The sequence below is a fragment of the Streptomyces purpureus genome (assembly GCF_014648195.1).
GTDB classification, from domain to species: domain Bacteria; phylum Actinomycetota; class Actinomycetes; order Streptomycetales; family Streptomycetaceae; genus Streptomyces; species Streptomyces purpureus.
This window is the reverse complement of record NZ_BMQQ01000003.1, coordinates 178,143-201,981: the sequence shown is the minus strand read 5'-3', so window position 1 is coordinate 201,981 and position 23,839 is coordinate 178,143. Positions and strand designations below refer to the sequence as shown.

24 protein-coding genes are annotated in these 23,839 nt (G+C 69.0%); 12 read left to right on the top strand and 12 right to left on the bottom strand.

The genetic code is table 11. The features are described from left to right. Window positions 1-43 precede the first annotated feature (43 nt). Window positions 44-940, top strand: a complete 897-nt coding sequence (locus IEZ01_RS06435) for a LysR family transcriptional regulator (RefSeq protein WP_189200385.1) — start codon at window positions 44-46, stop codon at window positions 938-940. A gap of 61 nt (window positions 941-1,001) precedes the next feature. Continuing rightward, window positions 1,002-1,481, top strand: a complete 480-nt coding sequence (locus IEZ01_RS06430; RefSeq protein ID WP_028797741.1) for an NUDIX domain-containing protein — start codon at window positions 1,002-1,004, stop codon at window positions 1,479-1,481. A gap of 29 nt (window positions 1,482-1,510) precedes the next feature. On the opposite strand, the gene IEZ01_RS06425 is transcribed toward IEZ01_RS06430, so the two are convergent. Together IEZ01_RS06425 and IEZ01_RS06420 are read right to left on the bottom strand one after the other, a co-directional pair. Beyond that, window positions 1,511-3,055: a globin domain-containing protein gene (locus IEZ01_RS06425; protein WP_189200383.1), complete on the bottom strand. Its 1,545-nt coding sequence runs from the start codon at window positions 3,053-3,055 to the stop codon at window positions 1,511-1,513. 207 nt (window positions 3,056-3,262) lie between these two features. After that, the gene (locus IEZ01_RS06420; protein WP_028797743.1) at window positions 3,263-3,904 is read right to left on the bottom strand and encodes an HAD family hydrolase; all 642 of its coding nucleotides are present in this window, start codon (window positions 3,902-3,904) and stop codon (window positions 3,263-3,265) included. A 77-nt stretch (window positions 3,905-3,981) separates the two neighbouring features. Here IEZ01_RS06420 and IEZ01_RS06415 point away from each other — a divergent pair, with 77 nt between their 5' ends. Further along, entirely contained in the window at window positions 3,982-4,518 is a 537-nt protein-coding gene (locus tag IEZ01_RS06415; RefSeq protein WP_019887815.1) for a hypothetical protein, read from the top strand. A 5-nt stretch (window positions 4,519-4,523) separates the two neighbouring features. Next, a complete protein-coding gene (locus IEZ01_RS06410; RefSeq protein ID WP_189200381.1) occupies window positions 4,524-5,420 on the top strand; it encodes a GNAT family N-acetyltransferase in 897 nt (298 codons plus the stop codon). An 18-nt stretch (window positions 5,421-5,438) separates the two neighbouring features. Here the strand turns inward: IEZ01_RS06410 and IEZ01_RS06405 are convergent, their stop codons facing one another. Continuing rightward, window positions 5,439-6,653 (bottom strand): MFS transporter, encoded by a 1,215-nt coding sequence (locus IEZ01_RS06405; protein ID WP_189200379.1) that lies wholly within the window; start codon window positions 6,651-6,653, stop codon window positions 5,439-5,441. A 140-nt stretch (window positions 6,654-6,793) separates the two neighbouring features. Here IEZ01_RS06405 and IEZ01_RS06400 point away from each other — a divergent pair, with 140 nt between their 5' ends. Then, window positions 6,794-7,252, top strand: a complete 459-nt coding sequence (locus IEZ01_RS06400; protein ID WP_019887818.1) for a MarR family winged helix-turn-helix transcriptional regulator — start codon at window positions 6,794-6,796, stop codon at window positions 7,250-7,252. A gap of 23 nt (window positions 7,253-7,275) precedes the next feature. Next, a complete protein-coding gene (locus tag IEZ01_RS06395) occupies window positions 7,276-7,728 on the top strand; it encodes a GNAT family N-acetyltransferase (RefSeq protein ID WP_189200377.1) in 453 nt (150 codons plus the stop codon). 98 nt (window positions 7,729-7,826) lie between these two features. Here the strand turns inward: IEZ01_RS06395 and IEZ01_RS06390 are convergent, their stop codons facing one another. Beyond that, on the bottom strand, window positions 7,827-9,197 hold the full coding sequence (locus IEZ01_RS06390) for a serine hydrolase domain-containing protein (protein WP_189200375.1): 1,371 nt from the start codon (window positions 9,195-9,197) through the stop codon (window positions 7,827-7,829). Window positions 9,198-9,272: 75 nt separating this feature from the next. Continuing rightward, entirely contained in the window at window positions 9,273-10,760 is a 1,488-nt protein-coding gene (gene dnaB, locus IEZ01_RS06385) for a replicative DNA helicase (protein WP_078513343.1), read from the bottom strand. Window positions 10,761-11,183: 423 nt separating this feature from the next. Here dnaB and IEZ01_RS06380 point away from each other — a divergent pair, with 423 nt between their 5' ends. Beyond that, the gene (locus IEZ01_RS06380) at window positions 11,184-12,521 is read left to right on the top strand and encodes an MATE family efflux transporter (protein ID WP_019887821.1); all 1,338 of its coding nucleotides are present in this window, start codon (window positions 11,184-11,186) and stop codon (window positions 12,519-12,521) included. Window positions 12,522-12,624: 103 nt separating this feature from the next. Here IEZ01_RS06380 and rplI read toward each other — a convergent pair whose 3' ends face one another. The 4 genes from rplI to rpsF form a co-directional block, all read right to left on the bottom strand. Then, window positions 12,625-13,071, bottom strand: a complete 447-nt coding sequence (gene rplI / locus IEZ01_RS06375; RefSeq protein ID WP_019887822.1) for a 50S ribosomal protein L9 — start codon at window positions 13,069-13,071, stop codon at window positions 12,625-12,627. Between the two features lie 18 nt (window positions 13,072-13,089). After that, window positions 13,090-13,326 (bottom strand): 30S ribosomal protein S18, encoded by a 237-nt coding sequence (gene rpsR / locus IEZ01_RS06370; protein WP_005315025.1) that lies wholly within the window; start codon window positions 13,324-13,326, stop codon window positions 13,090-13,092. A gap of 59 nt (window positions 13,327-13,385) precedes the next feature. Beyond that, on the bottom strand, window positions 13,386-13,958 hold the full coding sequence (locus tag IEZ01_RS06365; protein WP_019887823.1) for a single-stranded DNA-binding protein: 573 nt from the start codon (window positions 13,956-13,958) through the stop codon (window positions 13,386-13,388). A 74-nt stretch (window positions 13,959-14,032) separates the two neighbouring features. Further along, complete coding sequence (gene rpsF / locus IEZ01_RS06360; RefSeq protein ID WP_004950685.1) at window positions 14,033-14,323, bottom strand: 30S ribosomal protein S6; 291 nt, start codon at window positions 14,321-14,323, stop codon at window positions 14,033-14,035. Between the two features lie 272 nt (window positions 14,324-14,595). On the opposite strand from rpsF, the gene IEZ01_RS06355 reads away from it, so the two are divergent. The 3 genes from IEZ01_RS06355 to IEZ01_RS06345 all read left to right on the top strand — a co-directional run bounded on the left by IEZ01_RS06355 (window position 14,596) and on the right by IEZ01_RS06345 (window position 17,274). After that, window positions 14,596-14,910, top strand: a complete 315-nt coding sequence (locus IEZ01_RS06355; protein ID WP_028797745.1) for a hypothetical protein — start codon at window positions 14,596-14,598, stop codon at window positions 14,908-14,910. Window positions 14,911-15,050: 140 nt separating this feature from the next. Further along, window positions 15,051-16,169, top strand: a complete 1,119-nt coding sequence (locus tag IEZ01_RS06350; protein ID WP_019887825.1) for a lipid II:glycine glycyltransferase FemX — start codon at window positions 15,051-15,053, stop codon at window positions 16,167-16,169. Window positions 16,170-16,242: 73 nt separating this feature from the next. Beyond that, window positions 16,243-17,274 (top strand): alanine racemase, encoded by a 1,032-nt coding sequence (locus tag IEZ01_RS06345; protein WP_019887826.1) that lies wholly within the window; start codon window positions 16,243-16,245, stop codon window positions 17,272-17,274. 13 nt (window positions 17,275-17,287) lie between these two features. Here IEZ01_RS06345 and IEZ01_RS06340 read toward each other — a convergent pair whose 3' ends face one another. The 3 genes from IEZ01_RS06340 to IEZ01_RS34720 all read right to left on the bottom strand — a co-directional run bounded on the left by IEZ01_RS06340 (window position 17,288) and on the right by IEZ01_RS34720 (window position 21,457). Beyond that, window positions 17,288-18,769, bottom strand: a complete 1,482-nt coding sequence (locus IEZ01_RS06340; protein WP_189200373.1) for a glycosyltransferase family 87 protein — start codon at window positions 18,767-18,769, stop codon at window positions 17,288-17,290. A gap of 112 nt (window positions 18,770-18,881) precedes the next feature. Further along, the gene (locus IEZ01_RS06335; RefSeq protein WP_019887828.1) at window positions 18,882-21,284 is read right to left on the bottom strand and encodes a transglycosylase domain-containing protein; all 2,403 of its coding nucleotides are present in this window, start codon (window positions 21,282-21,284) and stop codon (window positions 18,882-18,884) included. Beyond that, entirely contained in the window at window positions 21,281-21,457 is a 177-nt protein-coding gene (locus IEZ01_RS34720; protein ID WP_019887829.1) for a hypothetical protein, read from the bottom strand. The genes IEZ01_RS06335 and IEZ01_RS34720 overlap by 4 nt, the downstream gene beginning before the upstream one ends. Before the next feature lie 526 nt (window positions 21,458-21,983). Here IEZ01_RS34720 and IEZ01_RS06330 point away from each other — a divergent pair. Both IEZ01_RS06330 and IEZ01_RS06325 read left to right on the top strand, forming a co-directional pair. After that, window positions 21,984-22,664: a PadR family transcriptional regulator gene (locus tag IEZ01_RS06330; protein WP_019887830.1), complete on the top strand. Its 681-nt coding sequence runs from the start codon at window positions 21,984-21,986 to the stop codon at window positions 22,662-22,664. Window positions 22,665-22,714: 50 nt separating this feature from the next. Continuing rightward, window positions 22,715-23,797: an inositol-3-phosphate synthase gene (locus IEZ01_RS06325; protein ID WP_019887831.1), complete on the top strand. Its 1,083-nt coding sequence runs from the start codon at window positions 22,715-22,717 to the stop codon at window positions 23,795-23,797. Window positions 23,798-23,839: the final 42 nt, after the last annotated feature.

The window sequence follows — 23,839 nt, the reverse complement described above, 5'->3', positions numbered from 1 at the left end:
CGTGGAGCCGGGGCCGGACCGTGGAGCCAGGAGAGGGGCGGGCATGGATCTGTCCCTGCTGCGCACATTCGTCACGGTGCACCGAGCGGGCTCCTTCACCCGGGCCGCCGCCCTTCTCGGTCTCTCCCAGCCGGCCGTCACCAGCCAGATCCGCACCCTCGAACGCCAGTTGGGCCGCCCCCTGTTCCTGCGCCGGGCCCGCGGCGTCACCCCCACCACCATCGGCGACGAACTCGCCCACCGGGCCGCCCCGCACCTGGACGCCCTGGTGGAGATCGCGGAGACCGGTCTCGACGAGGAGAGCGGCATCCGTACGCTCCATCTCGCCGGACCGCCCGAGTTCACCTCCCTGCGCGCCCTGCCCGCCCTGACCCCACTGACCTCCCAGGGGCTCGCCCTGCGCACGTCCCTCATCGGCAACGCCGAGGAGGCCTTGGAGGGTCTCGCCGCCGGCCACCACGACCTGGCCATCGCCACCACCCGCCCCCGCGGGGGACTGCTGACCGCCACCCCGCTCTGCGACGAGGAGCATCTGCTGGTCGCCTCGCCGCGCTGGGCGGCCCGCCTCGGGCCCGGTGTCCTGCTGCGTAAGGGCGCCGTCGTCCTGGACCAGCTGCCGGTCGTCGAGGTGAATGAGTCGCTGCCGTTCGTGGCCCGCTACTGGGCAGCGGTCTTCGAGTCCAGATGCGCGGCGGCCGCCACGGTCATCGCGCCCGACCTGCGCGCCGTCCTGGAATCCGCCGCCTCGGGCGCCGGGCTCGCCGTTCTGCCCCGCTATCTGTGCGAGGAGGCCCTTGAGCAGGGACGTGTGGTGGCCCTCCTCGACCCTCCCGTCCCTCCGCTGCGCACCTATTTCCTGGTCGTACGCACCGGGACACTCGCCCTGCCCCACATCGCACGGGCGCACGACTGGCTGCTGCGGGCGGCCGCCGACTGGTGAGACACCGACCGGGAAGGTTCCCAGGGGTTTCAGAGGGCCTTCCACGGGCCATTTTCATGCCATGACCGAACGTCCAGTGGTCAAGCGCACCGCCCGTGCCATCCTGCTCGACGGCGACGACCTCATCCTGATCAAGCGGACCAAGCCCGGAGTCGATCCGTACTGGCTGACCCCCGGCGGCGGGGTCGAGCCGGGGGACGCCACCGTCGTCGACGCCCTCCACCGCGAAGTGCACGAGGAGCTCGGGGCGAAGATCAGCGATGTGGTGCCCTGCTTCGTCGACACCGTCGAGCACATCGTCGACGGCGGTGTTTCCGGCGTGAAGGTGCAGCACTTCTTCGTCTGCCGCCTGGAGTCGATGGACCCCGCCCAGCGTCACGGCCCCGAGGTCGACGAGCCCTGTGGGGAGTACGAGATCGTCCGGGTGCCGTTCAGCCGTGTCGGCATCGCCGCCGTCCATCTCGTCCCGTTGTCACTGCGCCACTACCTGGACGGCAACATCGAGGGCGTCCGTGCGATGCACGCGCCCGACCTGGGCTGATGACCGACCTGCTCTGATACGGCGCGCCGCTAGTCGGCGGCCGCCACCAGCTCTTCGAGGGAGTCGTGGCGGATCCGGTCGGAGGGGATACCGATGCCTCGGAGCGCGTCGACACCGCTGCGGATCATGCCCACCGGCCCGGAGAGATAGGCGTCGAACTCGTCCCACGGCCCGTACTCCCGCACCGCGTCCGGAAGCAGCAGAGACCGGTGCGCGCGGTCGTCGACGATCGTCCGCACGGCGAGCCAGGGGTGGGCCTGCTGGAGCCGGAGCATGGTGTCGATGTCATAGAGGTCGTGGTCGCTGCGCGCGCCGTAGAACACTTCGACCGCGCGCCGCTCGCCGTGCTGGGCGACATCCTCCACGAGCGCCTTGATCGGCGCGATGCCCGTGCCGCCGCCCAGACAGAGCAGACCGTTGTCGGTGGAGTGGTCGACGGTCATCGACCCGGCGGGCGGGCCGAGCCGCAGTACGTCACCGGGGCGGGCGTGATGCACCAGGGCGTTGGAGACCCAGCCGGCCGGGACGGCCTTGACGTGGAAGGAGAGAAGTCCGTCCGGGCGGGGCGCCGACGCGAAGGAGTAGTGCCGCCAGACCCGGGGCCACCAGGGCGTTTCCAGGGAGGTGTACTGCCCGGCGAGGAAGGGGTACGGCTGGTCGGGCCGGACGGTGACCACCGCGATGTCCGGGGTCCGCAGATCGTGCGACACCACCTCCGCATGCCACCACGCCGGAGCGGTCAGCTCGTTCTCCGCGGCAGCGTCGATCATGATCTGCGAGATGGTCGTGTACGTGCGGACCCAGGCGGCCTCGCTCTCCTCGTCCCAGGTGGTCGTCGCGTACCGGGTCAGCGCGCCGATCAGGGCCTCGCCGACGGCGGGATAGTGCGAGGCCTGGGTGCCGTACTTGCGGTGGCCCCGGCCCAGGTGCCGCAGGTAGTCCGTGAGCACGGCGGGGTTGTCCATGTGCTCGGCGGCGGTCAGCAGCGCCTTGAGGAGCCGGTCGCGCTGGGCGTCCATGGCGGCGGGGAAGAGGGACCGCAGCTCGGGATGGCGGACGAAGAGCAACGCGTAGAAGTACGAGGTGACCTTGTCCGCGACGGGGGCGACCTCGGCAAGGGTGCGGCGGACGAGGATCGCGTCGGGGGAGCCCTGCTCGGGCCGCGGCTCTGCCTTCGGCTCCGGTTGAGGCTCCGGCCTCGGCTCCGGTCGGGATTCGCTCCGGGGGCGGGGTATGGGGTGGGCCTCTGCCTCGGACTGCGGCTCAGGCTCCGGTCGGGGCTCCGGCTGCGCAGAGGCAGGCCAGGGGCTCTGCGGTATGCGGTCCGCGCCGCTGCCCACCGGCCGTATGGCGGTGACGGGGCGGCGCGGCATGGCTATTCGGGGCGGTGTCTCCCGGTCGTCGGGCCGCGCGCGGTCCTCGGCTCCCGCTGCCGTCGCCGGAGGCGTCGTACCGGCCGGCGTGGGCGGTTTCCGCGGGGTGAACCAACCCCCGCCGGAATTACCGGTGCTTCCGCTGTCGTTGCCGTCGTCGAGAGTGCCGCTGTCGGCCGACGTGGTGGTCGGAGCGTCCATCGTGTGCCTCGCCTCGAACATCTTTCAGTCGGTCCGTTGATGACTGTGCCCATGGCTGTCGTCTTCGAAGGATGCCAGGCTTGGCCCTCGCGCCGAACAGAAAGCGGAGATCCCGGGCATTCACGCCCGCATTCCGGTTAGGCTGCATCCCCTCACGCCCCTGTCCTGGGCTCCCTGAAGGCATGTCCGTCCCAAGGGGCCTATGAACTATCCGTGCCCACGCACCAGTTCATAGACTTCGCGCAAATCGCCCCCCATATAGGTAAACGTGGCGAGTCCGGACAGATGGTGGTCCGCATTCACCGCCACTGCCTGCGGGACCGCCGCGAAAATCTCCGCGTCGGACATGGAATCACCGTATGCAACGCAGTCGTCCAGAGTCACCCCGAACTCTGCACAGAGCCGGTCCGCGATCTTCACCTTGGCCGCGGCGTTGAGAATGCCCTCCCGATCCACCGGTGCGGTAAACGGAACCGCAGGCCAGCGGGACCCATGGGCGGCATGAACGCCCCAGTCCAGAAGCCGTTCCACAAAGAAGTCGGGGGAGAGCGAAATGACCGCGCAGTAGTCGCCCCCCGCCCTGATCTCCGCCCACACTTCGCGTATGCCGTGCAGCCATGGAGCACCCTCGAAGGCCGCCACGACCTGCGCCTCGGTCAGCTCGGCCCACAGCTCCCTTGCCTGGACGGCGAAATCGGCCGGCGCCAGGCCCTTGAGCAGGAAGCTCCGCTCCAGCTCGGCGATCTCTTCGCTCAGGCCGAGTTGGCGCGAGATCTCCACTGCGGCCGCCGAGCCGCGGATCAGGGTCCCGTCGAGGTCGAAGAGATGCAGTCTGCGCGAGGTCGCCATGTACGCCGAGGCTAGTACGTGCACTTACTCCCGGCGTCAGACGCGGGATGACCGGCCGGGACGGGACGGTGTTTCACGTGAAACCAATCCAGCGCCCGGTCCGCCGGGCCCTCCTCGTCGTCCATGTCGCCGTCTCCGTGAGCTGGCTGGGCCTCACTCTCGGCCTGCTGACGCTCGGCACCACCGCGTACACCACCCGCGACTCCTCCCTGACGGAGGCGGCCTATCGCGCCATGAAGGTTTTCGGCGACTGGCTGCTTGCACCCGTGGCTCTGACGACGCTGGTCAGCGGGCTGGTACTGGCGCTCGGCACGCCCTGGGGACTGGCCCGGCACCGCTGGGTCTGGATCAAGTTCTGGCTCACGGTGATCACCGCGGGCGCCACGATCTTCTCCCTGCGGCCGGAGATCGACCGCGCCGCAGCCGCCGGAGTACCCGACAGCAGCCTGCTCGCCGCGCCCAGCGTGGCCACGGCCGCCTATCTCTTCATGACGGCGATCTCCGTGCTCAAGCCATGGGGGCTCACGCGACGTGGGCGTCGGCTGCGCGCCTCTTCGGCGTCTCCCGTCCGGCGAAATCGGGTGGACGTGGGATCTTCCCGTCCGACAGCCTGAAGACCATGCCGACACCGCTGCCCGACGCTCCCTCCCCTCTGTCGCTCCCCATCCGCCGGCTGACGCTGGAAGATCTCACCGCCTGTGCCGACCTCTCCGAGAACCGCGGCTGGCCACGCGAGGAACACAAGTGGAGCCTGCTGCTCGCGGCCGGCACCGGATACGGCATCGGCGACCCGTCGGGCAAGGGCCTGGCGACGGCCTGTGTCCTCACGTCGTACGGCCCCGGCGCGGGCGCACACGCCAGGCTCGGGCTGGGCGCCGTCGGGATGGTCCTGGTCGCCGAACGGTACGCCCGCCAGGGCATCGGCCGCCGCCTGATGCGCCATGCCATGGCCGAGGCGGGGCACACACCCCTCACCCTGCATGCCACCCCGGCCGGGCGCCCGCTCTACGAGCAGCTCGGCTTCGTCGTGACAGGGCGAGCGGAGATGGTCCAGGGGCGCTTCACCGCCGTGGCCGCCGCTCCCCCAGTCACCACCCGACCGGCCACCGCGGAGGATCTTCCCGCCCTTCTGCGCCTGGACGCCGAGGTCTTCGGACTCGACCGGACCCATGTGCTGACCCGCCTGCCCGCCTTCACGGACCAGCTCCGGGTGGCCGAGGACAGCGGCGAGATCACCGGCTTCGCCGCGGCATGGCCCAATATGGAGACCCACGTCGTCGGCCCCTTGATCGCCCGGGACACCGCCACTGCGCAAGCACTGGTCGCCTCCCTCGCCGCGCACACCGACCGGCCTCTGCGCACGGACATCGACGTACGCCACGAAGAGCTGCTGGCATGGCTGAAGGCGAACGGCCTGGATCCGATCGCCTTCAACGCGGTGATGACCTATGGCGTCCCCGGCCTGCCCGGGGACTGGACCCGCCGCTTCGCTCCTCTCACGGTCGCGGCGGGCTGACGCCCTTCGCCGGCCGGATCAGCTGCGGCCGGCCGGCACGGCCACCGGCTCCGGGACGCCTGCGGCCACGATCCGGCTGTCCCGGCGGACGTCACGGCGCTCCAGCGCGCTGGAGAGCACCGCGAGAGCGAGCGCCGAGGCTGCGAGCACGGCTCCGACCCAGTTCGGGGCAGTGATTCCGAGACCGGCGGCGATGACGATGCCACCCAGCCATGCGGCCAGGGCGTTGCCCAGGTTGAAGGCGCCGATGTTGACGGCCGAGGCGAGGGTCGGGGCGCCGGAGGCCTGGTCGAGGACGCGCTTCTGCAGCGGCGGTACGGTCGCGAAGCCGAGGGCGCCGATGAGGGTGATGGTGACGGCCGCGGCGATCTTGTTGTGGGCGGTGACCGTGAAGAGCCCCAGGACCAGGGCGAGGGCACCGAGCGAGATGTACAGCATCGGCATCAGCGCGCGGTCCGCGAACTTTCCGCCGACGAGGTTGCCGCCGACCATGCCGAGGCCGAACAGGACCAGCAGCCAGGTGACGGAGGAGTCGGCGAAGCCGGCGGCGTCGGTCATCATCGGCGTGATGTAGGTGATCGCGGCGAAGACACCGCCGAAGCCGAGCACCGTCATGGCCATGGCCAGCAGGACCTGGATGTTGCGGAACGCGGCCAGCTCGTGGCGGATCCGTACGCCCTCGGGCTTGGGCTGCTCGGGCACCAGCTTGGCGACGCCCACCAGACCCAGGACGCCGAGCGCGGCCACGATGGTGAAGGTTGCCCGCCAGCCGGCGGTCTGGCCGATGAAGGTGCCGAGCGGCACGCCGACGACGTTGGCGACGGTCAGGCCGGTGAACATCATCGCGATGGCGCCGGCCTTCTTCTCAGGGGCGACCAGGTCGGCCGCCACGACCGAACCGATGCCGAAGAAGGCGCCGTGGGCGAGCGAGGCGACGACGCGTCCCGCCAGCATCAGCTCGAAAGTCGGGGCCAGTGCGGAGAGCACGTTGCCCGCGATGAACAGCCCCATCAGCAGCATCAGCATCCGCTTGCGGGAGATGCGAGTGCCGAGCACGGTCATCAGCGGAGCGCCGAGGACGACACCGAGGGCGTAGCCGGTGACCAGGTACCCGGCCGTGGGGATCGAGACGTGGAAGTCGCCGGCGACCTCGGGGAGTAGACCCATGATCACGAACTCGGTGGTTCCGATCCCGAAGGCCCCGATGGCGAGGGCGAGGAGCGCGAGTGGCATGGGGTTACACCTTCCCAGGAGTTTGCGCTAGCGCCTTACGAGCGTCCACAATAATTGCAGGCGCCGATTAATTGCAAGCGCGGGCTATTGCGGTGGTCGTCTATTCTGGATGCCAGCCGCTCCGGACCGAGGAGAGACCCATGACAGCGACAGACCCGGCACTCACCGCCCTCTCCCAGGGCTGGTGCGCACTCTCTCTGCTCCACGGGAAGATCGAGAGCCACATCGAGCGTGCGCTGGAGACCCGGCACGGGCTGAGCATGCGCGAGTACTCGCTCCTGGACGTCCTCAGCCGCCAGCACAACGGCCCGGGCGGCCACCTTCAGATGAAGCAGGTCGCGGACGCCGTCGTGCTCAGCCAGAGCGCCACCACCCGTCTGGTGACCCGACTGGAGGACCGCGGGCTGCTCACGCGCTATCTCTGCGACACCGACCGGCGCGGCATCTACACCGACGTCACCGCGGCCGGTCAGCGGCTGCTCGCGGAGGCCCGTCCCACCAACGACACGGCCCTGCGCGAGGCCCTCGACGAGGCGGCCAAGAACCCCGCTCTGGCACCGCTCGTCAGGGTTGTCGAAGACCTCCATGTGCCGGCGTGATCAGGCCGCGTAGCCTGCGACCCATGAGCGATCTTGAGATCAGGCCGGCGACCGCCCACGACATACCCGCGATCGTGGCCATGCTGGCCGACGACGCCCTGGGCGCCCAGCGTGAGTCGCCGGACGATCTCGCGCCGTACCTCACCGCCTTCGCGCATCTGGCGCAGGACCCGAACCAGCATCTGGTCGTCGCCGTGCGCGACGGGCGCATCGTCGGCACTCTCCAGCTGACCGTCATCGCCGGACTGTCACTCCGCGGCACGACGCGAGGGCTCATCGAAGGCGTCAGGATCCACGCCGACGAACGCGGCAGGGGACTGGGTACCCAGCTCATCGAGTGGGCCATCGACGAAGCCCGCAAGCAGGACTGCCAGTTGGTCCAGCTGACGTCCAACGCCTCGCGCGCCGACGCCCGGCGCTTCTACGAGCGGCTCGGTTTCACGGCCTCGCACGTGGGCTTCAAGCTGGCTCTCTGAGCGTCGTTCAAGGCGGCCGTCGTACGACAGGCGCCGGGGGATCGCTCCCCTGGCGCCCTGTTTCACGTGAAACATCGCCGTCGCGCTGCGGCCTCTTCCTAGAGACCGCGCCAGCCGCCCTCGTCGACCCCGCCCGGCACCGCCCCGCCCTGCTCGTAGGGCTCCCGGGTGAAGACGAACGACCCCAGATCCAGATGGCTCACGGAACCGTCCTCCCTTCGCACCACTCGTAGCGTCTCCCCCGCGAAGTACCCGTCGAGGCCGCTCCAGGTGCCGTCAGGCCGCGCCTGGAACCGGGCGTTACGGCCCGCGCCGCGCAGCGGCTCCAGGGCCACACCGCCGTCTGCGGCCAGGCGCAGACCGTAGGCATAGGTGCCCCAGTACCAAGGGCCGGTGAGCGCCAAGAGCTCCGGATCGACTTCAGACAGCGGGCGCCAGGGCTCGGGGAGGCGCGGCTCCGCGTCCGCGACGATCCCCAGGAGCTCGGCGGCCACCACCGCGGCCATCGGTCCCGAGGTCGCGTTGGCGAGCGCGACGCCCGCCACGCCCTCCTCCACGCTCACCCAGAGACCGGCGACAAAGCCGGGCAGCGAGCCGCTGTGCCCGACCAGGGTCCGCCCCGCCCCACCGACGATCTGGAGCCCGAGCCCGTACGTGCCGTCCCACGTACCGGCTTCGGCGGGCGACGCGGGCGTACGCATCTCCTGAAGGGAGCGTGCGCTGAGCACCCGGTCGTCCCCCTCGGCGAGGAAGAGCGCGAAACGCAACAGGTCGTCGGCCGTGGACCACAGTTGCCCGGCCGGGGCCATCAGCCCCAGGTCCTCGGAGGGCTCGGGAAGCATCACATCGGCCCACGGGTGCACGGCCCAGCCCCCGGCATGCGGGGCCTGCGGCTGCACGCTCGTACGGTGCAGGCCCAGCGGCTCCAGGATCTCGCTCCGCAGCGACTCCTCCCAGGACCGCCCGCGCACCGCCTCCACCAGCGAACCGAGCAGTGTGTAGCCAGGGTTGGAGTAGTGGTGCCGCCGCCCCACGGGATGCACCAGCGGCCGCTCCCCCAGGACGGCGTCCAGCGTCGGCCGGAGCGTCGCGGAGGTGCGCTCCCACCAGGGCGACGGCGTCTCGGCCGCCAGGCCCGCGCTGTGCGTGAGGAGTTGAGCGATCGTTACCTCGCCGACACCGGTGCCCGGCAGGTGCTTCTCCAGTGGATCGTCCAGATCGAGCAGTCCCTCGTCACGCAGCCGAATGACGAGGACGGCGGTGAAGACCTTGGTGATCGAACCGATCCGGTACTGGGTGTCCGCGTCGGGCGCGTGTCCCTCGACACAACTGCGCGAACCCGCCCAGACGGTCCGCCCGTCCCGCCCCACCGCCCCGACGAAAGAGGGAGCCCGACCCTCCGACTGGGCAAGGGCGACGCGGTGCAACAGGGCACGTTCCGTACTCGGCAGGAGTGCTTCAGAAGTCATGCCCCAGGTCTATACGCGGCCCCTGGCCACGTCGACCGCATTTCCCGCGCGTCCCGCCCCTGGGTGGCCGGCGGATCAGGTCTGCGCCATGTCCACGAAGCGCGAGTAGTGGCCCTGGAAGGCGACCGTGATCGTGGCCGTCGGGCCGTTTCGGTGCTTGGCCACGATCAGGTCCGCCTCGCCGGCCCGCGGCGACTCCTTCTCGTAGGCGTCCTCGCGGTGGAGCAGGATGACCATGTCGGCGTCCTGCTCGATCGAGCCGGACTCACGCAGGTCGGAGACCATCGGCTTCTTGTCCGTACGCTGCTCGGGGCCACGGTTCAGCTGCGACAGAGCGATCACCGGGAGCTCCAGCTCCTTGGCGAGCAGCTTGAGGTTTCGCGACATGTCCGAGACCTCCTGCTGGCGGCTCTCGGCGCGCTTGGAGCCGCCGGACTGCATCAGCTGGAGGTAGTCGATGACGACGAGCTTCAGATTGTTCCGCTGCTTGAGGCGACGGCACTTGGCGCGGATCTCCATCATCGACAGGTTGGGCGAGTCGTCGATGTAGAGGGGGGCCTGCGAGACGTCCGGCATACGCCGGGCCAGCCGCGTCCAGTCCTCGTCCGTCATGGTGCCGGAGCGCATATGGTGCAGCGCCACCCGGGCCTCGGCCGACAGAAGGCGCATCGCGATCTCGTTGCGGCCCATTTCGAGGGAGAAGATCACGCTGGGCAGGTTGTGCTTGATCGAGCACGCCCGGGCGAAGTCCAGCGCCAGCGTGGACTTACCCATGGCGGGTCGGGCCGCGATGACGATCATCTGGCCGGGGTGCAGACCGTTGGTCAGCGAGTCGAAGTCGGTGAACCCGGTCGGCACACCCGTCATCTCACCACTGCGGGAGCCGATCGCCTCGATCTCGTCGAGGGCGCCCTCCATGATGTCGCCGAGCGGCAGATAGTCCTCGCTGGTGCGCTGCTCGGTGACCGCGTAGATCTCCGCCTGCGCCGAGTTCACGATCTCGTCGACGTCCCCGTCGGCGGCGTATCCCATCTGCGTGATCTTCGTGCCGGCCTCGACCAGCCGGCGCAGCACCGCCCGCTCGTGGACGATCTCCGCGTAGTACGCCGCGTTCGCCGCGGTGGGCACCGACTGCACGAGCGTGTGGAGGTACGAGGCGCCGCCGACGCGGGTGATCTCGCCGCGCTTGGTCAGCTCGGCGCCGACGGTGATGGGGTCGGCCGGCTCGCCCTTCGCGTAGAGGTCGAGGATGGCCTGGAAGACGGTCTCGTGCGCCGGACGGTAGAAGTCATGGCCCTTGATGATCTCCACGACGTCCGCGATGGCGTCCTTGGAGAGCAGCATTCCGCCGAGCACGGACTGCTCGGCGTCGAGGTCCTGCGGGGGCACCCGCTCGAAGCCGGCCGAGCCGGTGTCCCAGGGGCCGCCGTCGCCGCCCCGGTCGTGCTGGTCGTCCCTGCCCCGCCCGCGTCCACGGCTCTCGCCCCGCTGCCGGGTGACGGGCAGACGGTCACCCGGACCGGTGTCGGCCCAGGGGTCGTCCAAGGGCTCGGGAATGCTCACCCGGCCACCTCCTCCGTCCGCACCGCGGACCTCACCGTGCCACTCTTTCTTACGCCACGGCTCTGACAAAACGAGAGGCTCTACTCCGCTTCTGGTGCGTCGGGCGCCGGACCACGGTAGGCCCGCGGGCACCGTCAGCCAATCTGGTTATCCACAGGGCCTGTGGGTGAAGGACCAGATGCTGTGGAGAACCCTGCGGATCCTGTGCACGGACCGGGGGACAGCCATGTGGACAAACTCATAGCCGACTCGACAGAGCGGCCCTGACCTGCTGTTTTCACATCCACCGGCTGTGGGGGAGAAAAACTTTCCCCACCAGACCAAGATCAGAACAAACGGCGCACACCCGAAGCTGCACCCTAGCCCTGAGTAAGGATCACAGGGCCATTGCATCTCTTACCTGTGGAAGATTAGATTGACCCCATGACCCAGGCCCACGCGACCCCCAAGGCCGTCCGCCGGCAACACGACCGCGAGATCATCTCCCTCGCCGTCCCGGCCTTCGGCGCCCTCGTCGCCGAGCCTCTGTTCCTGATGGTCGACAGCGCCATCGTCGGCCACCTCGGCACCCCTCAGCTCGCCGGCCTCGCGGTCGCGGCCGCCCTGCTGACCACCGCCGTGAGCGTCTTCGTCTTCCTCGCGTATGCCACCACCGCCGCCGTCGCCCGCCGTGTCGGAGCCGGCGATCTCCCCGCGGCCATCCGCCAAGGCATGGACGGCATCTGGCTCGCCCTCCTGCTGGGCGTCGCCGTCATCGCCTTCACCCTGCCCACCGCTCCCTGGCTGATCGACCTCTTCGGCACTTCCGACACCGCCACCCCCTACGCGATCACCTACCTGCGCATCTCCAGCCTCGGCATCCCGGCGATGCTGGTGGTTCTCGCCGCCACCGGCGTGCTGCGCGGACTCCAGGACACCCGCACGCCGCTCTACGTCGCCATCGCGGGCTTCGCCGCCAATGCCGCACTCAACGTGGGCCTGGTCTACGGCGCGGGCCTCGGGATCGCGGGTTCCGCCTGGGGCACGGTCATCGCCCAGTTCGGCATGGCGGCCGCCTACCTGGTGGTGGTCGTCCGCGGCGCCCGACGGCACCACGCCTCCCTCCGGCCCGACGCCGCCGGGATTCGGGCCAGCGCCCAGGCCGGCGTCCCGCTCCTGGTCCGTACGCTCTCCCTGCGCGCTGTCCTGATGATCGCCACCGCCGTCGCGGCCCGCCTGGGCGACACGGACGTCGCCGCCCACCAGATCATCCTGTCGCTCTGGAGCCTGATGGCCTTCGCCCTCGATGCCATCGCCATAGCCGGTCAAGCCATCATCGGGCGCTACCTGGGAGCCGACGACGCCGACGGCGCCCGGCAGGTCTGTCGCCGAATGGTGCAGTGGGGCATCCTGTCCGGCGTCGCGCTCGGGGCGCTGATCGTGCTGGCCCGCCCCCTCTTCATCCCGCTCTTCACCAGCGACACCACCGTGCATGACACCCTGCTGCCCGCCCTGCTGGTCGTGGCGCTCTCGCAGCCGATCGCAGGTGTGGTGTTCGTCCTGGACGGCGTCCTGATGGGCGCGGGCGACGGCCCCTACCTCGCCTGGGCAATGCTGCTCACGCTCGCCGTCTTCGCCCCCGTGGCTCTGCTGGTCCCTGCGCTCGGCGGCGGACTGACCGCGCTGTGGTGGGCGATGACCTTGATGATGACCGTCCGGATGGCCACCCTCTGGGCCCGGACCCGGTCGGGGAACTGGATCGTCACCGGCGCCACCCGCTGACGCCATCCATGGGGGGTTTCACGTGAAACATCCCCACCACGGCGGGCATGACAGAAGGGCCGCACCCAGGGGTGCGGCCCTTCTGTTCTGCTCAGAGCAGCGCTTACGCGGCGACGACCTCGACGCCGAGCTTCGCGGCAACCTCGGGGTGCAGACGCACGGACACCTGGTGCGAGCCCAGGGTCTTGATCGGCGAACCGAGCTCAACGCGGCGCTTGTCGACCTCCGGGCCACCCGCCGACTTGATCGCCGTGGCGATGTCGGCCGGGGTCACGGAGCCGAAGAGACGGCCGGCGTCGCCGGAGCGAACAGCCAGACGCACCTTCGTGCCCTCGAGCTGGGCCTTGATCTCGTTGGCCTGCTCGATGGTCGCGATCTCGTGGATCTTGCGGGCGCGGCGGATCTGCGCCACGTCCTTCTCGCCACCCTTGGTCCAGCGGATCGCGAAACCACGCGGGACCAGGTAGTTGCGAGCGTAACCGTCCTTGACGTCGACAACGTCACCGGCGGCACCGAGGCCAGAGACCTCGTGGGTGAGGATGATCTTCATTTTTCGGTCACCCTTCCCTTAGCGCGCGGTGGACGTGTAGGGCAGCAGCGCCATCTCACGGCTGTTCTTGACGGCCGTGGCGACGTCACGCTGGTGCTGCGTGCAGTTGCCGGTCACGCGACGGGCACGAATCTTGCCGCGGTCGGAAATGAACTTCCGCAGCATGTTCGTGTCCTTGTAGTCCACGTACGCGGTCTTGTCCTTGCAGAATGCGCAGACCTTCTTCTTCGGCTTGCGCACAGGCGGCTTCGCCATGGTGTATCTCCTGTGTGATCAAGAAGTGGGGGTACGAGCTGTCCCTCAGGCCCGAAGGCTTAGAAGGGAGGCTCGTCCGAGTAGCCGCCGCCGGAGCTTCCGCCCCAATTACCCCCGCCGCCCTGCTGGCCGCCACCGGCCGGCGCGCTGGTCGCCCACGGGTCGTCGGCGGGTGCACCGCCGCCGCCCTGCTGGCCACCGCCGGAGTTTCCACCCCAGCTGCCGCCGCCCTGCTGGCCGCCACCGTAGCCACCCTGGCCACCGCGACCGGTGGTCTTGGTGACCTTGGCCGTGGCGTTCTTGAGGCTGGGGCCGACTTCCTCGACGTCCAGCTCGAAGACCGTGCGCTTGACGCCCTCGCGGTCCTCGTAGGACCGCTGCTTCAGCCGGCCCTGCACGACGACGCGCATGCCTCGCTGGAGCGACTCGGCGACGTTCTCCGCCGCCTGACGCCAGACCGAGCAGGTGAGGAAGAGGCTCTCGCCGTCCTTCCACTCATTGGTCTGACGGTCGAAGGTGCGGGGGGTGGACGCGACACGGAACTTCGCGACCGCCGCACCGGACGGGGTGAAGCGCAGCTCGGGGTCGTCGACGAGATTGCCGACGACCGTGATGACGGTCTCGCCTGCCATTGGATGAACCTCTCGGCGGGATTGCTTCTGGCTGCTTGCTGCTACTCGAACCCGATGACCTCTGAGCTAGGCGCTCAGTGGGTCTCGGGACGGAGGACCTTGGTCCGGAGGACCGACTCGTTCAGGTTCATCTGGCGGTCGAGCTCCTTGACGACCGCAGGCTCGGCCTGCAGGTCGATGACCGAGTAGATGCCCTCGGGCTTCTTCTTGATCTCGTAAGCGAGACGACGACGGCCCCAGGTGTCGACCTTCTCCACCTTTCCGTTGCCCTCACGGACGACGGAGAGGAAGTTCTCGATCAGCGGGGAGACAGCGCGCTCCTCGAGATCGGGGTCGAGGATGACCATCACCTCGTAGTGACGCATGTGGAACCCACCTCCTTTGGACTCAGCGGCCACGGTCGTTCCGTGGCAGGAGGGTCGTGATGCGTGAGCAACGGTATCCGCCGCCACTGACAATCCCCCTCAGCGAGTGAGGGCTGCTGGTCAGGACAAGGGCAGACACCGGTGCAGACCGTACAGAGTACCCGCACAGCGGCTTCCGGTTGAAATCCTGAGGCCACGGGCCGCAATCTGGACACATCGGGTGCGGGCAGAACTAGGATGCCCGGCCCGCCGGCTAAGCCTGGAGGTGCCCCATGGCTCATGCAATGCGGTCCCGGTCGTCCATCTCCCTCTTCGCCACCGACGGCAAGCCCCACCCGCTCCAGGACACCCTGGTCGTGGTCACGCTGGTACTGGGCGCCGTCGCCTTCATCACGGCGATGTTCCACCACCTCCACCTGCTGAGCTCGTGGACGGGACTGATCGGGATCATCACCGGTGCGTACGGGCAGTACATCTCGGAGACGACGCGCGAGCGCTTCCCCCTGATCATCGGTCTGGGCGCGTCGGCGGTGGGCTTCTTCCTCGGCATGGCCCATGGCGGACTCTTCGGCGGTGTCCTCGGTTAGCGCGGACGGGGCGGATCCTCGGATGCCCGGCCCCGGCACCGTACGCGGCCAGCCGGGGCGATCCCCAGTCACAGTAGGCTTCGGCGCGAGAGCCGGAGCCCCTGTACCCATGGGGACACACCTGCCGAGGAGCGCCCCGCATGAGCCTGACCCTGAGGACCATCAGCCGTGAGCAGCATCTGGCATACATCCAGAGCCTGCCCTCGGCGAGCCATTGCCAGGTCCCGGCGTGGGCGGACGTGAAGACCGAGTGGCGCTCGGAGAACCTCGGCTGGTTCGACAAGAACGGTGAGCTGGTCGGCGCCGGCCTCGTCCTCTACCGGCAGCTGCCCAAGATCAAGCGCTACCTGGCCTATCTGCCCGAGGGCCCGGTCATCAATTGGTACGCCCCCAACCTGGACGACTGGCTCCAGCCGATGCTCGCGCATCTCAAGCAGCAGGGCGCCTTCTCCGTGAAGATGGGCCCGCCGGTCGTCATCCGGCGCTGGGACGCGGCCGCGATCAAGTCCGGCATCCAGGACCCGGACGTGAAGCGGCTGCGGGACGTCGAGGCCACGCACATCGAGCCCCGCGCCTTCGAGGTGGCGGACCGGCTGCGGAAGATGGGCTGGCAGCAGGGTGAGGACGGCGGCGCCGGCTTCGGGGACGTACAGCCCCGCTATGTCTTCCAGGTGCCCCTGGGCAACCGGTCGCTCGACGACGTCCTCAAGGGCTTCAACCAGCTGTGGCGCCGCAACATCAAGAAGGCCGAGAAGGCCGGTGTCGAGGTCGTCCAGGGCGGCTACGAGGACCTCGCCGAGTGGCAGCGGCTGTACGAGATCACCGCGATCCGTGACCACTTCCGCCCGCGCCCGCTCTCGTACTTCCAGCGCATGTGGACGGTCCTGAACAACGAGGACCCCAACCGCATGCGGCTGTACTTCGCGCGGCACAACGGCGTGAACCTCTCCGCCGCGACGATGCTGGTCGTCGGCGGGCACGTCTGGTACTCGTACGGCGCGTCGGACAACATCGGCCGCGAGGTCCGGCCCTCGAACGCGATGCAGTGGCGGATGCTGCGCGACGCCTACGCGATGGGCGCGACCGTCTACGACCTGCGCGGCATCTCGGACTCGCTCGACGAGTCCGACCACCTCTTCGGCCTCATCCAGTTCAAGGTGGGCACGGGCGGCGAGGCCGTCGAGTACGTCGGCGAATGGGACTTCCCGCTCAACAAGCTGCTGCACAAGGCGCTCGACATCTACATGTCGCGCCGCTGACGGTTCCGTACTCTCGTAGCTCTCGTACATATCTTTGATACACCGCAGCCACCAGAAAGGTTCCGGACCGGCCATGGCGCTCTCCCTTTACGTCGACACCGCTCGCTGGCGGGCGCACCAGAAGTCCGTGATCGACCAGTTCCCGGGCCTCGTGCCGGTCTGCAAGGGAAACGGCTACGGCTTCGGCCACGAGCGTCTCGCGGACGAGGCGGCCCGCTTCGGCTCGGACATGCTCGCCGTCGGCACCACCTATGAGGCCGCGAAGGTCAAGGACATGTTCGGCGGGGACCTGCTGGTCCTCACGCCGTTCCGGCGGGGCGAGGAGCCGGTGCCGCTGCCGGACCGGGTCGTCCGCTCGGTCTCCTCGGTCGACGGCGTGCACGCCCTGGTCGGCGCGCGCGTCGTCATCGAATGCATGAGCTCGATGAAGCGCCACGGCATCGGAGAGCACGAACTGGGGCAGTTGCATGCGGCCATCGAGGACGTACGCCTCGAAGGGTTCGCGCTGCACCTGCCGCTGGACCGCACGGACGGGTCGGACGCGGTCGAGGAGGTCATCGGCTGGATGGACCGGCTGCGCGCCGCGCGGCTTCCGCTGCACACGATGTTCGTGAGCCACCTGCGGGCGGAAGAACAGGCGCGTCTGCAGCAGCAGTTCCCCCAGACCCGTTTCCGCGCCCGTATCGGCACCCGGCTCTGGCTGGGCGACCACGAGGCGACGGAGTACCGCGGCTCGGTCCTCGACGTGACCCGGGTCGCCAAGGGCGACCGGTTCGGCTACCGCCAGCAGAAGGCCGCGTCGGACGGCTGGCTGGTCGTGGTGGCCGGCGGCACGTCGCACGGTGTGGGCCTGGAGGCTCCGAAGGCGCTGCACGGCGTGATGCCGCGCGCCAAGGGCGTGGCGCGGGCCGGCCTGGCGACGGTGAACCGGAACCTTTCGCCGTTCGTCTGGGCGGGCAAGCAGCGCTGGTTCGCCGAGCCGCCGCACATGCAGGTGTCGATCCTCTTCGTCCCCGCGGACGCCCAGGAACCCAAGGTCGGCGACGAGCTGGTGGCCCATCTGCGGCACACCACGACGCAGTTCGACCGGATCGTGGAGCGCTGAGCGTTCCCCACCGCTACTCCCGGACCGCGCCCCAATCCACCCGCGGCCCCTCGACGGCGTGCGCGGCGTGCCGGGGCGGGTGGGCGGCCGGCCCCAGGCCGAAGACGTCCCCGGCCCCGTCCAGCACGCCTCCGGACGGGTCGTCGGCGCCGTCCTGGCGCACCTTGTCCCGCTCCGGCGTGAGGATGTCCCGGACGATCAGCGCGCAGATGTAGAGCGTGCCGAGCAGGTGCAGGACGATCGCGAACTGGTACCCGTCGGTGGGCAGCCCCTGCTTGTTCCCGCTGGTCGTGAAGGCGAGGTACATCCAGATGCCGAGGAAGTACATGACCTCGCAGGCCTGCCAGATCAGGAAGTCCCGCCAGCGCGGCCGGGCCAGCGCGGCGAGCGGGATCAGCCACAGCACGTACTGCGGCGAGTAGACCTTGTTGGTCAGGATGAACGCGGCCACCACCAGGAACGCCAGCTGGGCGAAGCGGGGCCGCCGGGGGGCCATGAGGGCCAGCGCGGCGATCCCGGCGCAGGCGAGCAGCATCAGCACGATCGCGTAGGTGTTGGCCGTCTCGGGCGCGATCGGCTCACCGGTGCGCTGCGTGATGACCAGCCAGAAGGAGCCGAAGTCCACATTGCGTTCCTGGCTGAAGGTGTAGAACTTCTTCCACCCCTCGGGCGCGAGCAGCATCACCGGCACGTTCACCACGAGCCAGGCACCCGCCGCGCCGAGCACCGCCGTCCCGTACTCCCGCCATCGTCCCGCCCGCCAGCACAGCAGCAGCAGCGGCCCGAGCAGGAGGACCGGGTAGAGCTTGGCGGCGGTCGCGAGCCCGATGAGGATGCCGAAGGCGAGGGCACGACCGCGCGACCACATCAGCATCGCGGCGGCGGTGAGGGCGACCGCGAGCAGGTCCCAGTTGATGGTGGCGGTCAGCGCGAAGGCGGGCGCGAGGGCCACCAGGAGGCCGTCCCAGGGGCGGTCACGATGCGTCCGGGCAACGCAGACGGCCATGACGGCGGTGCAGACCATCAGCATGCCCGCGTTGACCAGCCAGTAGATCTGCTCGCGGTGCATCATGTCGGTGCCACCGGGGGTCAGCCAGGCGGCAACCTCCATGAACAGGCCGGTCAGCACGGGGTACTCGAGGTACTCCATGTCGCCCGAGAGCCGGTCGAAGTAGGGGATGAGCCCGTCGGCGAACCCCCGTCCGATGAAGAGATGCGGAATGTCCGAGTAGCAGGCGTGGGTGTACTGCGAGCTGGCACCGCGGAACCAGGCCCAGTTGTAACAGGGCAGCTTCTGCACCATGCCGAGCGCAAACATCCCGATCGCCACCAGTGCGACCACGCGTACCGGCGTCAGCGGGCTGCCGCCCGGCCGGGCCCAGCGGCCGAGCGGGCCGCCGAACAGCTCGCTGCCCGCGGCGGCGACCTCGTCCCTCTGTGTGGGGGACACGACCGGACGGTCCTGTTGCGGGCTCGTCTTCTCCAGGCTCGGCATGGGGACATCCTGCCGTACGGCGCCGGAGATACGACGAGGGCCGCCGCTCCCGTGCCCGTACGTTCCGTACGGGGCGGGGGCGACGGCCCAGGTCAGCGGGGCGGGAGCGGCGTCAATTCTCCGTTCCGCCGAAGAAGCCGCTGCTCGTGCCTTCGTTCTTGCCGGCGCTGCCGTTGCCGGGGCCGCCGGTGTCGGTGCCTCCGGTGGGTGGGCTCGGACTGTTCGAAGGCCCGCCGGTGGAGCCGCCGTCGGCTGTGCCGCCGTCAGCGCCGCCGTTGTCGGCACCGCCCTTGCTGTTTCCGCCGTCGTTGCAGTCAAAGTCCCAGACACCACAGGAGTTGCCGGGGCTGGGGCTGGTGGACGCAGACTTCGAGGGGGACGGCGAGGTCGACACGGACGGCGACGGGGAGGTCGACATGGACGGCGTCGGGGTCGGGCTGGACGCCCCGCCACCGAAGACGGCCTCGGCGTCGTCCAGGGACCCCGGCTCGGGGAACTCGATGACCTTCTCGCCCTCGAGCGCGTCGACCATGTAGTCGTGCCAGATCTGGGACGGGAACGACGAGCCGTGGATCTTCGGCTGGTTGCCCGTGCCGAACATCTCCAGGAACTCACGCTTGGTGTTCTCGGCGTTGTCGTCGAAGCGGTACATGTCGATGGCGGTCGACAGCTGCGGCGTGTAGCCCACGAACCAGGCGGACTCGTTGCCGTCGGTCGTACCGGTCTTGCCCGCGACGTCCCGGCCGGGGATCGCGGCCTTGCGGCCGGTGCCCTTGGGGTGCTCGACGACGTCCCGCAGCACATCGGTCACATTGCTCGCGACGGCGGAGGAGAAGGCTTCATCGGCCTCGTCCTTGTGCTTGTAGACCTCCGTGCCGCGGTTCTTGACCTTGGTCACGGAGTACGGGTCACGCTGCTTGCCGTTGGCGGCGAAGGTCGCGTACGCGCCGGCCATGCGGATGGCGCTCGGGTCGGAGATACCGAGGGAAAACGAGGGGACGTCGGACTTGACGAGCGAGGACTCCAGGAGACCGGCGTCGACGGCGGCATTGCGGACCTTGTCGATGCCGACGTCCATGCCCAGCTGCACGAAGGGGGAGTTCGCGGAGCGGACCATGGCGTAGCGCAGGTCGATGTCCTTGTAGTCCGCGTCGTCGTCGTTGACCTGCAGCCACTCCTTCCCTTCCTCGTTGTGCCAGACCGTGCCGTCGTAGTTCTTGATCTTCAGCTTGTTCTTGCCGCTGTAACGGCTCTTGTCCGGGTCGAGGATGCGGCGCTCGCCCTGAGGGTTGCGCACACCGTCGCGCATGGCCGCGGCCAGGACGAACGGCTTGAAGGTCGATCCGACCTGCGCACCGGTCTGGTCCGCGTTGTTGGTGAAGTGCTTGGTGGCGTCGGTACCGCCGTAGATCGCGACGATCGCGCCGGTCCGCGGGTCCACCGAGGCACCGCCGAACTGGACGTGTGTGTCGGTCTTGGGACGCTTCACAGGGTCGATGTGCGCGTCGTAGACCTTCTTGACCGCCGCCTCGAGCTTCTTGACCTTGTTCTTGTCGAAGGTCGTGTAGATCTCGAAGCCGCCCTGGGAGAGCTCCTTCTCCCCGATGCCGAGATCGTTGTTGTTGATGAAGTAGGCCTTGGCGAGGCTCACCAGATAACCGGTCTGACCGCTCAGCTGGGCGCTCTTCTGCGGCTTCTTGGGCATCGGGAACGCCGCGTACTTCGCCCGCTCCGCCGCGGGGAGGTATTTGTCCTTGACCATCTCGTCGAGGACCCAGCGCCAGCGCTTGGTGGCCCGGTCCAGGTTGGCCTCGGGGGTGGCCTTGCGGTCGATCTCGGGAGCACCGGCCGGGTCGAAGTACGTGGCGCCCTTGAGCAGCGAGGTGAGGAAGGCGCACTCGCTGGGGTTCAGGTCCTTGGCGTCCTTGCCGTAGTACGTCCGGGCCGCGGCCTGGAGACCGTAGGCGCCACGCCCGTAGTACGAGGTGTTGAGGTAGCCGGCCATGATCACGGGCTTGTCCAGCTCGTTGCCGACCCGGATGGAGATGAAGAGCTCCTTCATCTTCCGGCTCAGGGTCTGCGACTGGTCGTTGAGCCGGTTGTTCTTCACATACTGCTGGGTGATCGTCGAGCCACCCTGCGTCTGACCACCCCTGGCCATGTTGAACACAGCACGGCCGATACCCATCGGGTCGATACCCGGGTCGGTCCAGAAGGTCTTGTTCTCGGCCGAGACCACCGCGTTCTGCATGGCCTTCGGAATCTGGTCGATCCCGATGATCTGGCGGTTGACCTCACCGCCGGTGGCGGCCATCTGCGTGCCGTCGGCCCAGTAGTAGACGTTGTTCTGCGCCTTGGCGGCCAGATCCTCCTTGGGGACCTCCACCATGGCGTACGCGAGCGTCGCCGCGCCCATCAGGCTGCCGAAGAACGCGAGGAACAGGCCGGACGTGAGCTTCCACGACGGCACCCAGCGGCGCCAGCCGTACTTGCCGTACCGCGGATAGTCGATCATCCGCTTCCGGCCGGGCGGCCGACCGCCGCGGCCACGACCGGGTCCGCTCTCGTGACCGCCGCCGCCACCGCCGCCACCGCGCCGGCCGCCACCCGCACCGACGCCGCCTCCCTCGGCCGCGCGCCGGCGTCCGCCACGCTGCGCGGCGCGGCGGGCCTCGGCACGGCCACCATAGGGACGCTCCTGACCGTACGGCTCGGAGGGCGATCCTGTACTGACGTCCCGGGCCTGGGATGCCCGGCGGCCTTGCGGCTGCTGGGCTGCGCGCCGGGCCGCGGCACGTCCGCCGCCCTGCGGCTGCGGCGGCTGTTTGCGACGGTGCTCGCTCATCGAACGACTACTCCTCGGGCAGGCGAGTACGCCTGGAAACGGCAGCTGGTTCCGGTCCCCCCGAAATGAATACGGACATGCCCGGCCACGGGCTCATCCGCAGTGCAGCCATGGCACCGAGAGCACTGACGCCCCCTGCCGTCGCATGGTTCCCGGTGGTCTGCATGCCGCACAGACTACGCACGGTCAAAACCCACCTAGCGCTGAAGTTCACCCCAAATCAGGCAAGTCGATTACTGCGAATTGTCGATGTGACGCCGGTCACGACAGCCCCTCTTGTCGCAGCAGGACCGCCGTTCTATCGTCGGGATGTATCGAGTCGATACATCAGAGCGGCATAAGAGTCCTGGACGGCAGAGGAGGCGACGAATGAGCAGGCGCTCCGGGATCCTTGAATTCGCCGTCCTCGGGCTGCTCCGTGAGGCGCCGATGCACGGCTACGAGCTCCGGAAGCGGCTCAACACCTCACTGGGGATCTTCCGGGCGTTCAGTTACGGGACCCTCTACCCCTGCCTCAAGACGCTGGTCGCCAACGGCTGGTTGATCGAGGAGCCGGGCAGCGCCCCGGAGGACGCACTCGCCGCCTCCCTCGCAGGACGCCGCGCCAAGATCGTCTACCGGTTGACGCCGGAAGGTAAGGAGCACTTCGAGGAGCTCCTCACCCACGCCGGCCCGGACGCCTGGGAGGACGAGCACTTCGCGGCCCGTTTCGCCTTCTTCGGCCAGACGGAGCGCGAGGTGCGGATGCGGGTGCTGGAAGGCCGCCGCAGCCGGCTGGAGGAGCGCCTGGAGAAGATGCGCGCCTCTCTGGCCCGTACGCGCGAGCGGCTGGACGACTACACGCTTGAGCTGCAGCGCCACGGAATGGAGTCCGTGGAGCGCGAAGTGCGCTGGCTGAACGAGCTCATCGAGAGCGAGCGGGCAGGCCGGGATCGACGATCCGGGTCCGATGCCACCGCTCAGCAGGACAACACATCTGGAGAAACGGGCGGCCTGCCCCGGCACGGGGGCAGTACCCGGCCGGATCCGTCCGACGACACCACCAAGTGAGGCTCTGCGACCTGCAGGGCTTCGTCGAGATCACACAGGGAGCAACCGGAATGGGTTCGGTTCGCGTAGCCATCGTCGGCGTGGGCAACTGCGCCGCCTCGCTGGTGCAGGGCGTCGAGTACTACAAGGACGCCGACCCGGCGACCAAGGTGCCGGGTCTTATGCACGTCCAGTTCGGCGACTACCACGTCGGCGACGTGGAGTTCGTGGCCGCCTTCGACGTGGACGCGAAGAAGGTCGGCCTCGACCTCGCGGACGCCATCGGCGCGAGCGAGAACAACACCATCAAGATCTGCGACGTGCCGTCGACGGGCGTGACGGTCCAGCGCGGCCACACGCTCGACGGCCTGGGCAAGTACTACCAGCAGACCATCGAGGAGTCCCCCGAGGCTCCGGTGGACGTCACCCAGGTCCTCAAGGACAAGCAGGTCGACGTTCTCGTCTGCTACCTGCCCGTCGGCTCCGAGGACGCCGCGAAGTTCTACGCGCAGTGCGCCATCGACGCCAAGGTCGCCTTCGTCAACGCGCTCCCGGTCTTCATCGCCGGCACCAAGGAGTGGGCGGACAAGTTCACCGAGGCGGGCGTCCCGATCGTCGGTGACGACATCAAGTCGCAGGTCGGTGCCACCATCACGCACCGCGTCATGGCGAAGCTCTTCGAGGACCGCGGTGTCCGCCTGGAGCGCACCATGCAGCTGAACGTCGGCGGCAACATGGACTTCAAGAACATGCTCGAGCGCGAGCGCCTGGAGTCCAAGAAGATCTCCAAGACGCAGGCCGTCACCTCCCAGATCCCCGACCGCGACCTGGGCGAGAAGAACGTCCACATCGGTCCGTCGGACTACGTGGCCTGGCTGGACGACCGCAAGTGGGCGTACGTGCGCCTCGAAGGCCGCGCCTTCGGTGACGTCCCGCTGAACCTCGAGTACAAGCTCGAGGTCTGGGACTCCCCGAACTCCGCCGGTGTCATCATCGACGCCCTGCGCGCCGCGAAGATCGCGAAGGACCGGGGCATCGGCGGCCCGATCCTCTCCGCCTCCTCGTACTTCATGAAGTCCCCGCCGGTGCAGTACTTCGACGACGAGGCCTACGAGAACGTCGAGAAGTTCATCAAGGGCGAGGTCGAGCGCTAAGCCAGAGCTCGGCACGGCACGGGCATCGCCCGCGCTTCCCCC

Excerpts from the sequence above, each read along its gene's own strand:
- IEZ01_RS06350 (WP_019887825.1), top strand. The coding sequence starts at position 15,051 with ATGAGCCTGACCCTGAGGACCATCAGCCGTGAGCAGCATCTGGCATAC.
- IEZ01_RS06420 (WP_028797743.1), bottom strand. The coding sequence starts at position 3,904 with ATGGCGACCTCGCGCAGACTGCATCTCTTCGACCTCGACGGGACCCTG.
- rpsR (WP_005315025.1), bottom strand. The coding sequence starts at position 13,326 with ATGGCGAAGCCGCCTGTGCGCAAGCCGAAGAAGAAGGTCTGCGCATTC.
- IEZ01_RS06430 (WP_028797741.1), top strand. The coding sequence starts at position 1,002 with ATGACCGAACGTCCAGTGGTCAAGCGCACCGCCCGTGCCATCCTGCTC.
- IEZ01_RS06355 (WP_028797745.1), top strand. The coding sequence starts at position 14,596 with ATGGCTCATGCAATGCGGTCCCGGTCGTCCATCTCCCTCTTCGCCACC.
- IEZ01_RS06335 (WP_019887828.1), bottom strand. The coding sequence starts at position 21,284 with ATGATCGACTATCCGCGGTACGGCAAGTACGGCTGGCGCCGCTGGGTG.
- IEZ01_RS06380 (WP_019887821.1), top strand. The coding sequence starts at position 11,184 with ATGACCCAGGCCCACGCGACCCCCAAGGCCGTCCGCCGGCAACACGAC.
- IEZ01_RS34720 (WP_019887829.1), bottom strand. The coding sequence starts at position 21,457 with ATGGTGGCCGTGCCGAGGCCCGCCGCGCCGCGCAGCGTGGCGGACGCC.
- IEZ01_RS06330 (WP_019887830.1), top strand. The coding sequence starts at position 21,984 with ATGAGCAGGCGCTCCGGGATCCTTGAATTCGCCGTCCTCGGGCTGCTC.
- IEZ01_RS06435 (WP_189200385.1), top strand. The coding sequence starts at position 44 with ATGGATCTGTCCCTGCTGCGCACATTCGTCACGGTGCACCGAGCGGGC.
- IEZ01_RS06395 (WP_189200377.1), top strand. The coding sequence starts at position 7,276 with ATGAGCGATCTTGAGATCAGGCCGGCGACCGCCCACGACATACCCGCG.
- IEZ01_RS06345 (WP_019887826.1), top strand. The coding sequence starts at position 16,243 with ATGGCGCTCTCCCTTTACGTCGACACCGCTCGCTGGCGGGCGCACCAG.
- IEZ01_RS06405 (WP_189200379.1), bottom strand. The coding sequence starts at position 6,653 with ATGCCACTCGCGCTCCTCGCCCTCGCCATCGGGGCCTTCGGGATCGGA.
- IEZ01_RS06400 (WP_019887818.1), top strand. The coding sequence starts at position 6,794 with ATGACAGCGACAGACCCGGCACTCACCGCCCTCTCCCAGGGCTGGTGC.
- IEZ01_RS06365 (WP_019887823.1), bottom strand. The coding sequence starts at position 13,958 with ATGGCAGGCGAGACCGTCATCACGGTCGTCGGCAATCTCGTCGACGAC.
- IEZ01_RS06425 (WP_189200383.1), bottom strand. The coding sequence starts at position 3,055 with ATGGACGCTCCGACCACCACGTCGGCCGACAGCGGCACTCTCGACGAC.
- IEZ01_RS06410 (WP_189200381.1), top strand. The coding sequence starts at position 4,524 with ATGCCGACACCGCTGCCCGACGCTCCCTCCCCTCTGTCGCTCCCCATC.
- IEZ01_RS06390 (WP_189200375.1), bottom strand. The coding sequence starts at position 9,197 with ATGACTTCTGAAGCACTCCTGCCGAGTACGGAACGTGCCCTGTTGCAC.
- rplI (WP_019887822.1), bottom strand. The coding sequence starts at position 13,071 with ATGAAGATCATCCTCACCCACGAGGTCTCTGGCCTCGGTGCCGCCGGT.
- rpsF (WP_004950685.1), bottom strand. The coding sequence starts at position 14,323 with ATGCGTCACTACGAGGTGATGGTCATCCTCGACCCCGATCTCGAGGAG.
- IEZ01_RS06340 (WP_189200373.1), bottom strand. The coding sequence starts at position 18,769 with ATGCCGAGCCTGGAGAAGACGAGCCCGCAACAGGACCGTCCGGTCGTG.
- IEZ01_RS06325 (WP_019887831.1), top strand. The coding sequence starts at position 22,715 with ATGGGTTCGGTTCGCGTAGCCATCGTCGGCGTGGGCAACTGCGCCGCC.